This window comes from Sandaracinus amylolyticus, assembly GCF_021631985.1.
In the GTDB taxonomy this organism is placed as follows: domain Bacteria; phylum Myxococcota_A; class Polyangia; order Polyangiales; family Sandaracinaceae; genus Sandaracinus; species Sandaracinus amylolyticus_A.
The window spans coordinates 4,921,622-4,933,800 of record NZ_CP070225.1 but is presented as its reverse complement, the minus strand read 5'-3'; the positions used below and the strand labels follow the sequence as shown (position 1 = coordinate 4,933,800).

At 71.6% G+C, this 12,179-nt stretch carries 14 protein-coding genes; 6 read left to right on the top strand and 8 right to left on the bottom strand.

Features of this window, described 5'->3' with window-relative positions:
- Window positions 1–13: 13 nt before the first annotated feature.
- Window positions 14–811, bottom strand: a complete 798-nt coding sequence (locus I5071_RS20815) for an SDR family oxidoreductase (protein ID WP_236607246.1) — start codon at window positions 809–811, stop codon at window positions 14–16.
- A gap of 135 nt (window positions 812–946) precedes the next feature.
- Here I5071_RS20815 and I5071_RS20810 point away from each other — a divergent pair, with 135 nt between their 5' ends.
- Window positions 947–2,005, top strand: coding sequence for an AI-2E family transporter (locus I5071_RS20810; RefSeq protein WP_236607245.1), 1,059 nt, complete (start codon window positions 947–949; stop codon window positions 2,003–2,005).
- A 38-nt stretch (window positions 2,006–2,043) separates the two neighbouring features.
- Window positions 2,044–2,589 (top strand): GNAT family N-acetyltransferase, encoded by a 546-nt coding sequence (locus tag I5071_RS20805; RefSeq protein WP_236607244.1) that lies wholly within the window; start codon window positions 2,044–2,046, stop codon window positions 2,587–2,589.
- Here the strand turns inward: I5071_RS20805 and I5071_RS20800 are convergent.
- From I5071_RS20800 to I5071_RS20790, 3 genes are all read right to left on the bottom strand, one after another.
- On the bottom strand, window positions 2,582–2,896 hold the full coding sequence (locus I5071_RS20800; RefSeq protein ID WP_236607243.1) for a polyhydroxyalkanoic acid system family protein: 315 nt from the start codon (window positions 2,894–2,896) through the stop codon (window positions 2,582–2,584). The two genes, I5071_RS20805 and I5071_RS20800, sit on opposite strands and share 8 nt — an antisense overlap.
- Before the next feature lie 187 nt (window positions 2,897–3,083).
- Window positions 3,084–4,937, bottom strand: coding sequence for a translational GTPase TypA (typA, locus tag I5071_RS20795; RefSeq protein WP_268921243.1), 1,854 nt, complete (start codon window positions 4,935–4,937; stop codon window positions 3,084–3,086).
- 130 nt (window positions 4,938–5,067) lie between these two features.
- Entirely contained in the window at window positions 5,068–5,709 is a 642-nt protein-coding gene (locus tag I5071_RS20790; protein WP_236607241.1) for a hypothetical protein, read from the bottom strand.
- 86 nt (window positions 5,710–5,795) lie between these two features.
- On the opposite strand from I5071_RS20790, the gene I5071_RS20785 reads away from it, so the two are divergent.
- Window positions 5,796–6,500: a crotonase/enoyl-CoA hydratase family protein gene (locus tag I5071_RS20785; protein WP_236607240.1), complete on the top strand. Its 705-nt coding sequence runs from the start codon at window positions 5,796–5,798 to the stop codon at window positions 6,498–6,500.
- A 10-nt stretch (window positions 6,501–6,510) separates the two neighbouring features.
- On the opposite strand, the gene I5071_RS20780 is transcribed toward I5071_RS20785, so the two are convergent.
- From I5071_RS20780 to I5071_RS20770, 3 genes are read right to left on the bottom strand one after another with little or no spacing between them, the layout of a single operon-like run.
- Window positions 6,511–6,939 (bottom strand): hypothetical protein, encoded by a 429-nt coding sequence (locus I5071_RS20780; protein ID WP_236607239.1) that lies wholly within the window; start codon window positions 6,937–6,939, stop codon window positions 6,511–6,513.
- Between the two features lie 10 nt (window positions 6,940–6,949).
- Complete coding sequence (locus tag I5071_RS20775) at window positions 6,950–7,555, bottom strand: hypothetical protein (protein WP_236607238.1); 606 nt, start codon at window positions 7,553–7,555, stop codon at window positions 6,950–6,952.
- An 18-nt stretch (window positions 7,556–7,573) separates the two neighbouring features.
- Window positions 7,574–8,308: a methyltransferase gene (locus I5071_RS20770; protein ID WP_236607237.1), complete on the bottom strand. Its 735-nt coding sequence runs from the start codon at window positions 8,306–8,308 to the stop codon at window positions 7,574–7,576.
- Window positions 8,309–8,357: 49 nt separating this feature from the next.
- On the opposite strand from I5071_RS20770, the gene I5071_RS20765 reads away from it, so the two are divergent.
- The 3 genes from I5071_RS20765 to I5071_RS20755 are packed head-to-tail and all read left to right on the top strand — an operon-like array spanning window position 8,358 to window position 9,716.
- The gene (locus I5071_RS20765; RefSeq protein WP_236607236.1) at window positions 8,358–8,666 is read left to right on the top strand and encodes a hypothetical protein; all 309 of its coding nucleotides are present in this window, start codon (window positions 8,358–8,360) and stop codon (window positions 8,664–8,666) included.
- 16 nt (window positions 8,667–8,682) lie between these two features.
- Window positions 8,683–9,252 carry an HD domain-containing protein gene (locus I5071_RS20760; protein WP_236607235.1) on the top strand — a complete coding sequence of 190 codons (570 nt, stop codon included), beginning with the start codon at window positions 8,683–8,685 and terminating at the stop codon, window positions 9,250–9,252.
- Window positions 9,249–9,716: a GNAT family N-acetyltransferase gene (locus I5071_RS20755; RefSeq protein WP_236607234.1), complete on the top strand. Its 468-nt coding sequence runs from the start codon at window positions 9,249–9,251 to the stop codon at window positions 9,714–9,716. Before I5071_RS20760 ends, I5071_RS20755 begins: the two co-directional genes overlap by 4 nt.
- Window positions 9,717–9,766: 50 nt before the next feature.
- Here the strand turns inward: I5071_RS20755 and I5071_RS20750 are convergent, their stop codons facing one another.
- Complete coding sequence (locus I5071_RS20750; RefSeq protein ID WP_236607233.1) at window positions 9,767–11,974, bottom strand: peptidoglycan-binding domain-containing protein; 2,208 nt, start codon at window positions 11,972–11,974, stop codon at window positions 9,767–9,769.
- Window positions 11,975–12,179 lie beyond the last annotated feature (205 nt).

Sequence of the window (12,179 nt, the reverse complement as noted above, 5' to 3'; positions counted from 1 at the left end):
TTCGAACACGTCCCTAGAAGCTCATCATCCCGCCCATTCCGGGCAGCCACGCGCCTCCGTCCACCACGATCGTCTCGCCGTGCACGTACGACGCGGCGCCCGATACCAGCCACACCGCGCAGCTCGCGACGTCGTCGATGCGCCCGAGCCGACGCAGCGGGATCGTCTGCACGAGCTTCTCGACGTAGCCCGGCGGCGCCAGCCGCGAGAGCCCTTCCGTCTCCGCGATCGGCCCGGGTGCGATCCCGTTCACCTGGATCCCGAGCTGTCCCCACTTGAGCGCGAGCGAGCGCGTGATCGCGTCCACGCCCGCCTTCGCGGCCGACGCGTGCGCCTGCATCGGCGTCGCCGCGTAGTGCAGCGTCGCCGTGATGTTCACGATGTGCCCGCCGTGATCGCGCAGGTGCCGCTGGAACGCCGCCTTGCTCACGTTCCAGGTGCCCAGCGTGTCGATCTCCACGACGGTGCGGAACGCGTTGTAGGAGAGCTGTGCGGCGGGCGCGAGGAAGTTCCCCGCTGCGCCGTTCACCACGACGTCGAGCGTGCCGAAGCGGTCGAGCGTCTTCTCGATCGCGCCCTCGACCTCCTGCGGATTGCGCACGTCCGCCGGACACGCGATGCACTCGCCGCCGGTCTCGTGCGCGAGCTCGCGCGCGGCCTCCTCGAGGCGATCCGCCTTGCGTCCGACGATCGCCACGCGCGCCCCGTGCGCGAGGTACGCGCGCGCGATCCCCTTGCAGATGCCGGAGCCGCCGCCGGTCACGAATGCGACCTTCGTCTCGAGCACGTCGTCGCGGAAGACGCTCTTCATCGCTCGCTGCCTCCTGCGCGCGAGGATGCCACAGCGGCACTGAGCCACCGGTGTCGCGCCGTGACAGCGCGAGCACCGGGCGCGTGACCGCGGGCGGTGTCGCGGCGCGGCCTCGCGTTTGCGTATCCCTGGTCCGTGGCCACGAGCACCACCGATGCTGCTCGCCCCTCGGCGCTCTCGCCTGCGCGCGCGAACACGCTCCGCGCGATCGCGCTCGCGCTGACGATCGGGAGCGTGATCGTGCTCTCGCCGTACGTGCCCTGGCTCGTGCTCGCGGGGTGGACCGCCGCGCTCGCGACGCCGTGGGTCGATCGCCTCGCGCCCCGTCGTGATCGTCGCCGCACCGCTGCGGCGATGGTCACGCTCGCGATCCTCGCGATGGTGGCGGGCCCTGCGATCGCGACCGGCGCGGCGCTCTGGGCCGATGCGCGCAGCATGATCCGCGATGCGCTCGCGACCGGCACCGGCCGCGCTGCGCTCGAGCTCGTCATCGCCGAGCAGCAGACGCCGAGCGACGCGATCCGCGTGCTCTCGAGCCCCGAGGCGCTCGTCGCGTGGCTGCGCAGCACGGGGCCCGAAGGTTGGTCGATGGCGACCGACGTCGTCGGCGCGGCGGGCGAGATCGCGCTCGGCCTCGTGGTGTTCCTCGCGGGCACCTACGTCGGGCTGGTCGAGGGACGGCGCGCGTTCGCGTGGGCGGTCGCGCACGTGCCGCTCGAGCGTCGCGACGTGCGGCGTCTCGCGGATGCGTTCGTCGAGACCGGGCGCGGTCTGCTCGTGGGTCTCGGGCTCACCGGGCTGGTGCAGGCGGTGCTCGCGGGCGGCGCGTACGCCGCGATCGGCGTGCAGCGCGCGCTGGTGCTCGGGTTCCTCACGTTCTTCGCGTCGTTCATCCCGACGATCGGCACCGGGCTCGTGTGGGGCCCGGTCGTGATCGGCCTCTGGATCACCGGACGACGTGGCGAGGCGCTCGCGATGCTCGCGTGGAACGGGCTCGTGGTGTCGACGATCGACAACCTGCTGCGCCCCGTGCTCGCGCGCGTCGGCAAGGTCGACATGCACGTGCTGCTCTTGCTGGTGTCGATGGTCGGCGGGCTCGTCGCGCTCGGGCCGTGGGGGATCCTGCTCGGGCCGCTCGTGGTGCGCCTGCTGATCGAAGCGTTGCGCATCGTGGTGCCGAGCGCGCCGCCGTGATGGCTTGCTCGTGCGGTGCGTCGATCCAGCATGCGCGCGTGTCGACGAAGACCGAGCTGCGCGTGACGACCTGGTCGCTCGAGATGCGCAGCGCGCCGCGCACGCCCGCGCGTGCTGCGCCGGAGGGGCTCGAGCTGCGCGCGATCGAGCGCCCGCCGCTGCACTTCTATCGATATCTCTACGAGAGCGTGGGCGCGCCGTGGCTCTGGGTCGATCGACGGCGCATGGACGACGCGACGCTCGCCGCGATCGTGCACGACCCGCGGGTCGAGATCGCGGTCGCGTACGAGCGAGGCGTGCCCGCGGGCTACTACGAGCTCGATCGCCGCGTGCCGCGCGAGGTCGAGCTCGCGTACTTCGGGCTCGTGCCCGAGGCGATCGGGCGCGGCATCGGGCCCTGGCTGCTCGACGCGGCGATTCGTCGCGCGTGGGACGCGCGGGACGTCGAGCGCGTGTGGGTGCACACGTGCTCGCTCGACCATCCCTCGGCGCGTGCGACCTACGAGCGCGCGGGCTTCAGCGTCTACGACGTGAAGGAAGCGACGCAGCCCGACCCGCGCCCGCTGCCGATGCCGATCAGGTGAGCTCGCCGCGCTTGGCCTTCTCGACCCAGAGCTTCACCTGCTCTTCGATCACTTCCATCGCCTTGCCCTGGAAGACGCGGAAGAGCAGCGGCACGTGCATGTCGACGTCGACCTTCCGATCGCGCACGACGATGTTCCCGTTGAGCTTCACGCCCTTGGCGTTGAACGAGAACTCGCCGCGATCGTCGCCGGTCCAGTCGAAGCGCGGCGAGTAGTCGGCGAAGCGCGTCTTGTACGCGTCCATCGCCTTTTCGATCGCCTTCTTCGACAGCTGCTGGTCGAGCCCGGTGTCGATCGTGTGCTTCATCGGTCGAGATCCCCGTCCCTTCTGGCGGTGAAAGCGCGGTGTCGTGGCACGTGAGGCACGATGCCGCAAGCCATCGCGCGTGCCGAAGTGGGCACCCGATCCAGCCCTGCAACCCCGGCGCCAGAACGCGAAGAGGGCGCGCCGCTCTCGCGACGCGCCCTCGTTCATCACGCGACCGGTGCCTCGCTCACTCCGCGTCGCGACGGGGGCGACGCGCGATCTCGAGCACCTTCTTGCGGAGGCGGATCGCGTCGGGCGTGACCTCCATCAGCTCGTCGCGATCGACGAACTCGAGGCCGAGCTCGAGCGTGATCACGCGCGGCGGCGAGAGGACGACGTTGTCGTCCTTGTTCTTGCTGCGCACGTTCGAGAGCTTCTTCTCGCGCACGACGTTCACGTCGAGGTCGTTCTCGCGGTTGTGCTCGCCGCAGACCATGCCCTCGTACACCTCGTCGCCCGGCTTCACGAAGAGCACGCCGCGCGGCTGGAGGTGATCGAGCGCGTACGCCGTGCACTCGCCGGTGCGATCGCTGACCATCGCGCCGCTCGGACGGCGCAGCATCGGGCCGGCGTAGGGCTCCCAGCCGTCGAAGAGCGTGTTGAGCAGGCCGGTGCCGCGCGTCTCGGTGAGGAACTGCGAGCGGAACCCGATGAGCCCGCGGCTCGGCACGCGGAACTCGATGCGCGCGCGGCCGAAGCCGAGGTTCGTCATCTTCACCATCTGACCGCGGCGCTGGCCGAGGTTCGTGGTGACGACGCCGACGAAGTTCTCGGGCACGTCGACGACGACGCGCTCGACCGGCTCGAGCTTCTGCCCGGCCTCTTCCTTCACGACGACCTCGGGCATGCCGACGGCCATCTCGTAGCCCTCGCGGCGCATCGTCTCGAGGAGCACCGCGATCATCAGCTCGCCGCGCCCGAGCACCGTGAACACGTCGGGCTGGTCGGTCGGCTCGAAGCGCATCGCGAGGTTCTTCCTCGCTTCCTTCTCGAGGCGCTCGCGCAGGTGCCGCGACGTGACCCACTTGCCGCTCTTGCCGGCGAAGGGCGACGTGTTGACGAGGAACGTGACCTTGAGGGTCGGCTCCTCGACGCGGATGCGCGGGAACGCGGCGGCGGGCTTCTCGGGATCGGTGATCGTGTCGCCGATCTGCACCTCGTCCATGCCCGCGAGCGCGACGATGTCGCCCGCCGACACGGAGCCGCAGGGCGTGCGGACCATGCCCTCGAAGTTGTAGACCTTCGTGATCTTCGCGCGGACCTGCTTGTCGTGCTCGGCGATGCGCGCGACCGGCATGTTGTCGCCGATCGATCCGTCGACGACCTTGCCGATCGCGAGACGACCGACGTAGTCGTCGTGCTGCGTGTCGTGCACGAGCATGCGCAGCGGCGCGCTCGGGTCGCCCTTGGGCGGACGCACGCGCTCGATGATCGTCTCGAAGAGGGGCATCAGATCCTTGCCCTCTTCCTCGAGCGAGCGCTTCGCCATGCCCTGCTTGCCGATGGCGTAGAGGACCGGGAAGTCCGCCTGCTCGTCCGACGCCTCGAGGTCGACGAAGAGATCGAAGACCTCGTTGAGCACCTCGTCGGGGCGCGCGTCGGGGCGATCGATCTTGTTGATGACGACGATGATCGTCATGCCGAGCGAGAGCGCCTTGCCGAGCACGAAGCGCGTCTGCGGCAGCGGGCCCTCGGCCGCGTCGACGAGGAGGATCGCGCCGTCGGCCATCGAGAGCGTGCGCTCGACCTCGCCGCCGAAGTCGGCGTGCCCGGGCGTGTCGACGATGTTGATCTTGATCTCGCCGCCCGGCCTCCCAGGAGCACCGGGGTCCGGGAAGCGGACCGAGCACTGCTTCGCGAGGATCGTGATGCCTCGCTCGCGCTCGAGATCGTTCGAGTCGAGGACGCGATCCGCGACCTCCTGACCACTGCGGAACACGCCCGTCTGCTTGAGCATCGAGTCCACGAGAGTCGTCTTCCCGTGGTCGACGTGCGCGATGATGCAGACGTTGCGCAGATGAGAGAGCGCGGAGCTGGACATACGAGGGGGCGCGGTGTGACACAGGCGATACCGGCCCGCAAACCGCGCTATGCGCCTTCGGTGCCCGTGGATCGTGCAGGGATCCTCGACGTTCCGGTGGTGTCGCACGGGCTGCGTGGCCCGTGGCGCTTCACGTGTCCGTCAGCCGGATCGCCATCGGGCCTCCCATGACGGTCGGCATCGTGTCGTCGACGGACGGCTCGCGCGTGAAGTCGGGCAGCGCCATCGGACGGGGGCGCGCGGGCGCGACGGGCCGCGCCATCGGCGGTGGCTCCTCGGGAGGGCGCATCGCGACCGCGCTCGCGAGACCGACGCTCGCGGCGACGATGCCGGCGATCGCCGCGCGACGCCGACGCCGTCCCACGCCGCTCGGGCAGTCGCCGGTCGTGACCGCACCGTCGGGCCTCCGATAGATCCGCATGCAGGGCGTCGTCTCGAACGTCGCGAGGAGCGCGTCGACCTCCGCGCTCGTCATGCCGCGCACGTCGTAGACGTTGCGATCGCAGATCGGACAGTGCCGCACGCGATCGCCGCCCGAGAGCTGATCCCAGGTGAGCGTGCACGGCGCGGCGATGCGCATGCGCGAGAGCAGATCGCGCGCGCCGGGATCGAGGGCGCGGATGCGATCGGCGATCGTCGCGAGCTCGCTCGCGCAGGCGTCGATGCGCGCGCGCACCTCCGGATCGAGATCGGGGAGCTCGAGGCGCTGCAGCTCGGCGCGCAGCTCGTCGCGACGCGCGCGCAGCGCGTCGAGGGCATCGCGGTAGGCCATCGGCCCATCGAGACAACACTCGTGTGTACGGGTTCCCGCCGCATCGCGCTGCTACGCTCGCGACCTCTTTTCCGAGGAGCGGCGAGATGAGCGAGATCGTGACCTACGAGGCGCGTGGCGCGGTGGCCGTGATCAAGATGGACGACGGTCGCGCGAACGCGATGTCGAACGCGTGGATCGAAGCGATGAGCGCGGCGCTCGACGCCGCGGAGAAGGACGCCGCGATCAAGGCGGTCGTGATCGCGGGCCGGCCCGGGCGCTTCTCGGCCGGGTTCGATCTGAAGGTGATGATGTCGGGCCCCGAGGCGGCCCGCGCGCTGGTGCGCGACGGCGCGAACCTGATGATGCGCGTGCTCGAGCTGCGCCTGCCCGTGGTGATGGCGGTGAGCGGGCACGCGATCGCGGGAGGCTTGCTGCTCGCTGCGTGCGGTGATCGTCGTATCGGGATCACCGGCGACTTCAAGCTCGGGCTCAACGAGGTCACGAACGCGCTGCCGGTGCCGATCTTCGCGCACGAGCTCGCGCGTTACCGGCTCGATCCGCGCGCGCTCGAGGAGTCGGTGCTGCGCGCGACGATGTACACCCCGGACGACGCGCTGCGCGTGGGCTGGCTCGATCGGCTCGTCGCGCCCGAGGCGCTCGAGGCGGCGGCGATCACGGAGGCCGAGGCGCTCGCTGCGCTCCCGCAGCCGGCGTACGGGAAGACGAAGCGGAGCGTGCGTCGCCCGCTGCTCGACTACGTGCGCGCGACGATCGACTCGAACCTCGAGTCGTTCAAGATGGGCGGCTGAGCCGAGCGGCTCAGCCTCCGCACGCGACGCATCGGGCCTCGATGCACGCGCCGCTCTCGCACTGGTCTCCGATCGTGCACGCGGCGCCGATCGGCGCGGGGCGCTGGCACACGCCAGCGCTCGGGCCGCTCGCCGGGCACACGAGGCCCACGCGACACGGCTCGCGCGTGGGATGGCAGCGCGCGCCCAGCGTGCGTGGTCCCTCGGGCTCGCAGCCGCGCGGTGTGCACACGAGATCGTACGCGGGGTCGCAGACCGGGTCCGGGTTGAGGAAGTAGACGAGGTCCAGCTCGCAGCGCTCACCCGGACCCGCGAGCTCGAAGCTGCCGCAGCGCGGCTCTCCGCTGCGATCACCGTCGAGGCAGACCAGCGGCGGCGTGCACAGGCGAGTCGGACCGAAGGTGGCGCAGCGCTCGCCCTCGGCGAGCGTCGTGGCCAAGCAGCGCAGCTCACCACGCGCACGAATAGCGGGCAGTGCGCGCGGCGGCGTCGACCGCGATCTCGACCGCGCCGTCCGCGCCGCCGAGCTTCATCGCGGCCTCGAGGCCCGCGGCGAGCCCCTCGACGTACGCGACGCTGCGCGTGATCGCGGTGGGCGCGCCGACGAGCCCGACACGTGCGCTGCGCGAGCTCGTCTCGGCGTACTCCATCTGCCCGCAGTCGCGATAGAGCACGCTCCACGCCTGCGGCGCGCGGCGCAGGAACGCGTGCGGAGTGATCCCGAAGATCGCTCGCGCCGAGCGCGCGATCGGCGCGAGCAGCGGCGCCTCGGTGGCGCGGAGCACACCGTCGCGCGCCCACGCGCGCATCGCGGCGCGGCCGAGCTCCTGCTCGATCGCCTCGGTGAGCACGACGTCGTGCTCGACTGGAAGCCACGCGGTGCGCGCCGCCTCGTCCGCGTCGCGCAGCACCTCGGATGGAATGCGCGCGCGCACGCGCTCCGCGACGGCGGGCCCGAGCGCGCCGAGCGCCTCGAGGTTCGAGTGGAGGAACGCGGCGCGGATCGTCGGCAGCGCCGGCGGTGACGAGCTCCGGCGAGGAAATCGCGAGTTCATCGTTCGTGTCCTCTCTCGTCAGGCGGCGCGCAGGCGCGCGAGCGTATCGCGTGCTTGCGCCATGCGTCCCGGCTCGCGCAGCCGCTCGGCGCGCAGGAGGTGTCGGTACGGCGTGACGCTCGGCGCGGCGAACGTGACGATCTCGGTGCGCCACCCGCGCGCCTCGAGCTCGAGCATGCGTTCCGACGCGACGAGCGACTCGATGAAACCGCGCCGCACCTCGCCGCGCGGAAGGCCCAGAGCCTCGGCGCGCGCGTTGGCGCGCTCGGCCGCCGGGAGCTTGGTCGCGACGCAGCACGGCGCGATCAGGATCGATCGGGCGTTCGCCTCGGTCGCCCGCTCGATGGTGCGATCGCTCGCGTCGCCGCACGCGTGGAGCGCGACGACGACGTCGACCTCGGCGGGCCAGATCGCCGCGTCCCCGACGTCGCCGACGAGCGGCTCGACCCGACCGCCGAGGCGCGACGCGGCCTCGCTCATCAGCGCGATGCGGCGCGGGTCGCGCTCGATCGCGTGCACGTGCAGACGCGGAGAGATCGTCGACGCGATCACGCCGACGTAGCCCTTGCCCGCGGCGGCGTCGACGAGCGTGACGCGCTGCCTCGATCGCGGGCAGCGCGCCTCGGCGCGCGCGACCTCGGCGAGGATGCCGACGAGCTCGCGCGCCTTCTTGCGATCCTCGTCGCGGAGCGAGGTGCCCGGGGCGGCGATCCACCCGCGCGCCAACAGATCCTCGAGCGTCGCGACGTCCACGCGCCGGACTCTAGCGCGTGCGCGCGCGCGTCGTAGGCTGCGCGCCGAGATGAGCAGCGATCTGATCCCGCAGCACGGCGTCCGCGTGCTGCTCGAGCTCGAGCGCGCCGGCGATCACGACGTCGTCTACCGCGTCGAGCTGCACGCACCGGCGACCTCGCACGCGAGCCGCGCGACCATCGCGCTCGAGGGCGGCGCGATCACGCTCGATCCCTGGACGACGTCGCGCGGCGACGCGCCGGCACCCGAGCCGTGGACCGTGGAGAGCGCGCGCTCGTTCCTGAAGATCGTGCACAAGAACCACGCGGCGGAGCGCGACTGGCCGCGCCGTCAGCTGCGCTGGCGCGACAAGCGTTGAAGGACATGCTCGTCCGATGAGCGCGCGTGCGGATCGGATCGTGGACACGGTGCTCGGCCTCGACACGCTGGCCGATCTTCCTCGGACGGGATGGCTGCTGCGCGGTGTGCGCCCGTGCGAGTCGATCGCCGATCACTCGTACGGGGTCGCGCTCGTCGTGATGCTTCTGGTCGACGCGCTGCGCGAAGAGGGCGTGAGCGTCGACGGCGAGCGCGCGCTGCGCATGGCGCTGGTGCACGACGCGCCCGAGGCGCGCACCGGAGACGTGCCGATGCCGAGCAAGACCGTCGCGCTCGATGCGGCCCTGCACGAGCTCGAGGCCTCGCTGGTCGAGCGGCTGCTCCCGCCCGCGCAGCGCGAGGACTGGCGCGTCATGGAGGAGGGCCAGTCGCTCGAGGCGCGGATCGTGAAAGCCGCCGACAAGATCCAGATGATGATCAAGGCGCTCTCCTACGGGCACCAGCAGCGCGGCCACCTCGTCGAGTTCTGGGCGCACCCGAAGAACTTCGACGATCGCGGGATCGCCGTCGCGCGCGAGGTGTTCGAGGCGATCTGTGCGCGCGCAGGCAAGGAGATCCCGCGATGAGCACCACGCACCCGCGTGAGGCGTTTCGCATCGAGCCGGTCACGCACGACGAGCGAGACGACGCGGTGCGCCTGCTCGTGGCCCAGCTGCGCGAGCACCACATCGACACGCCGGAGGAGCTCGTGCGCGTCGCGGTCGACGGTGCGCTGGGCGTGCCCTCGCGCGGTCGCCTCTTGCTGGTGCACGACGACGAGAAGGCGATCGGCGTCGCGTACCTCTCGTTCGTGTGGGCGCTCGAGCACGGCGGTCACGCCGCGTGGCTCGAGGAGCTCTACGTCGTGCCCGAGCGACGCAACGACGGAGTGGGCACCGCGCTGCTCCACGCCGCGATGGGCGTCGCGCGCGTCGAGGGATGCGTGGCGCTCGACCTCGAGGTCGAGGCATCCCGGGCGCGCGTGACGAGCCTGTATCGCCGCGAGGGCTTCACCCAGCACGCCCGCACGCGCTGGGTGAAGAAGCTCTGAGGCGAGCCTCGAGGGGTCGAGAGGGGAGGCGCGCAGCCTCCCCGGGAAAGTCAGCGAGGTGCGATCGCGGTCGGCGTGACCGGCGCGCTCGGCAGGACCGGCACGACGGGCATCGTCGGGCGCACGCCGCCGTCGAACGCCGGCGTGACGATCATCGGCACGCCGCCGTCGGGCACCGGCACCGGCACCGCGCGCATCCCGCCGCTGCGCGAGATCGCGACCGCGCCGCCGTCGGGCAGCATGTACGCGCCGTAGGTCGAGTCCCAGCGCGGCAGCGGGAACTCGATCGGCGTCTCGCGCTCGCCGCGCACGCGGCCCTCGAGCACCTCGACGTGGATCGGCTGCGCGAGCTGGAACACGTAGCCGCCGCGATCGAGCGCCATCTGATAGGTGTGCCCCTCGTGCTCGAGCTCGCGGCGGAAGCCGAGCGCCTGCTGGCCCACGCGCACGTGCGGCCGGTGCGCGAGCACGAAGCTCATGAGGCGCACCGCCATGTGGTTGTGCAGCCGGTGACAGCCGTGCGAGTGCCGCCGCATGATCGACATGTAGTCGACCGAGCCGTGCGTGCGGATCCCTTCGTCGGGCCCGAAGCGCAGCGCGCCGCCTTCGTCCTCGCGATAGCGGATGTGATAGGCGGCGACGAGCCCGTACGCCGACGCGTAGCTCGGCCCGACCTCGTGGTAGTTCACGCGGTAGGCCTCGGCGCCGCGGCCGCGCGGCACGCGCGAGAGCAGCTCGCGGTGCGGCGTCGACTCGGGCGGCAGCCACACCGGCGCGGCGACGATCTGGTGCCAGATCACCGGGCCCGGCGGCGAGTTCTTGTACTTCCACCAGGTGCGGCCCTCGATCTGCTCGCTGCGCCAGCCGCCGATCGTGGTGCCGATGCGCGAGAGCGGGATCCGCTGGCCGCGGTACGTCGTGAAGATCGTCAGGCGCGGGCGGCGCTCGGCGGGCTGCGCGCGCTCCTGGCCCGCGTCGTCGTAGGGGAACTCGTACCAGACGTCGCCTCGGTCGATCTCGACCGAGAGGTCCATGTTGCCGTCGTAGTACTCGGGCAGCTGCGGCGCGCGGATCGCGACGAGGTGCTCCGCCTCCGGCGCGAGCTCCCCGAGCTGCTCGAGGAACGCGAGCGTCGACTCCGCGCTCTGCAGGCCGAACGCCTCGATCACGTTGGAGCGGATCTGCCCCTCGAGGTTCGGCACCTCGTGCTGCGCGCCGTCCTCGCCGCGGAACTGTCGCTCGCCGATCGAGCCGTCCTCGATGACGCCGGCCGCGTGCATCGCGCGCTCGGTGAGCACGCGCACGACGGCTTCCTGATCGCCCTCGAGCGGCGAGCGGCGCAGCATGTCGAGCGTCTCGCGCCCGAGGAAGCCCCAGCCGTAGATGCGATGGCGTCGCTCGAACTCGGCGAGCGCCTCGTGCGTCGGCCAGTCGAGCCCGCCCGACACGTACTCGCCCTTGCCCTCGAAGTAGCCCTCGCACTCGAGGCGCTGCTGCGCCGCGCGGATCGCGCGGAAGCGCGGCATCGTGCGCTGCCACTCCGCGTAGCGGCGCGCATCGCGATCGGAGAGGCGCGCCGCGTCGATCGCGTCCGGCGACTCGACGCGCTGGTTGCGCACGATCTCGCCGACCTGGTTCTCGAGGACGCGGACCGTGCGCGCGAAGTTGCGGCCCGAGTCGCGGTTCTCGTACGCGATGAAGCCCTCGAACGTGCGCAGCGGCTCGAGGTCGAGCGACGCCATGCACTCGAGCGAGCTCGTGTGACGCATGCGCTGACGCAGCAGGCCGAGCGTCGGCATGATGCCGTAGAGCTCGAGGTACTTGTCGCTGCGGGCGCGCTCGCCGTGGTGATCGTTGGGGAATTCGCCGCGCGCGAGCGCGAGGTAGGTCGCGCGGTACGCGTTCGGCGTCTCGGGCTCCGCGGCGTTGCCGCGCGTCGTGAAGAGGTAGGGCGTCCACTCCTCGCCGAGGTCGACGACGACGTAGCCGTGCTCGCGCGCGGTCGCCGCGTCGACCATCTCGCCGGGTCGGCCGTTCTCCCACAGTGGGATGGGCTGGTGCATCGGCGGCGGACGCGCGTCGACGACCTCGGGCTCACCCCCGCCCGACTCGCCCTCGCCCGGTGCAGCGCCCTGGCCTTCGGATCGGGGAGGCGCCTCGGCCGGCGCGTTGACGACCTCGACGTCGCCGCACGCGACGAGCCCCAGGAGGCATCCCAGCGCGAGCAACGGCCGTCGCGACCGGACCCTTTCCGACATCACTCTTCGAGTGTTCGTACACTGCTGCCTTGGCGCAACTTTCTCTCGGATCCGTGGGCGTTCTGCGTGCGCACGAAGGGTGGGACTGCGCCCGACGTGCCAGCGTGGGGAGGCTGGAGAAGCCCATGTTTCTCGGGTGATCCGCGGATCACACAGGGTACGGCGCGTCCCTCGGGACACGCCGTCGCGGGCCGGGGACCGCGTC

Bases quoted from the DNA above. Each gene is read 5' to 3' on its own strand.
- I5071_RS20760 (WP_236607235.1), top strand. From the start codon at position 8,683: ATGAGCGCGCGTGCGGATCGGATCGTGGACACGGTGCTCGGCCTCGAC.
- I5071_RS20755 (WP_236607234.1), top strand. From the start codon at position 9,249: ATGAGCACCACGCACCCGCGTGAGGCGTTTCGCATCGAGCCGGTCACG.
- I5071_RS20815 (WP_236607246.1), bottom strand. From the start codon at position 811: ATGAAGAGCGTCTTCCGCGACGACGTGCTCGAGACGAAGGTCGCATTC.
- typA (WP_268921243.1), bottom strand. From the start codon at position 4,937: ATGTCCAGCTCCGCGCTCTCTCATCTGCGCAACGTCTGCATCATCGCG.
- I5071_RS20750 (WP_236607233.1), bottom strand. From the start codon at position 11,974: ATGTCGGAAAGGGTCCGGTCGCGACGGCCGTTGCTCGCGCTGGGATGC.
- I5071_RS20765 (WP_236607236.1), top strand. From the start codon at position 8,358: ATGAGCAGCGATCTGATCCCGCAGCACGGCGTCCGCGTGCTGCTCGAG.
- I5071_RS20785 (WP_236607240.1), top strand. From the start codon at position 5,796: ATGAGCGAGATCGTGACCTACGAGGCGCGTGGCGCGGTGGCCGTGATC.
- I5071_RS20790 (WP_236607241.1), bottom strand. From the start codon at position 5,709: ATGGCCTACCGCGATGCCCTCGACGCGCTGCGCGCGCGTCGCGACGAG.
- I5071_RS20775 (WP_236607238.1), bottom strand. From the start codon at position 7,555: ATGAACTCGCGATTTCCTCGCCGGAGCTCGTCACCGCCGGCGCTGCCG.
- I5071_RS20800 (WP_236607243.1), bottom strand. From the start codon at position 2,896: ATGAAGCACACGATCGACACCGGGCTCGACCAGCAGCTGTCGAAGAAG.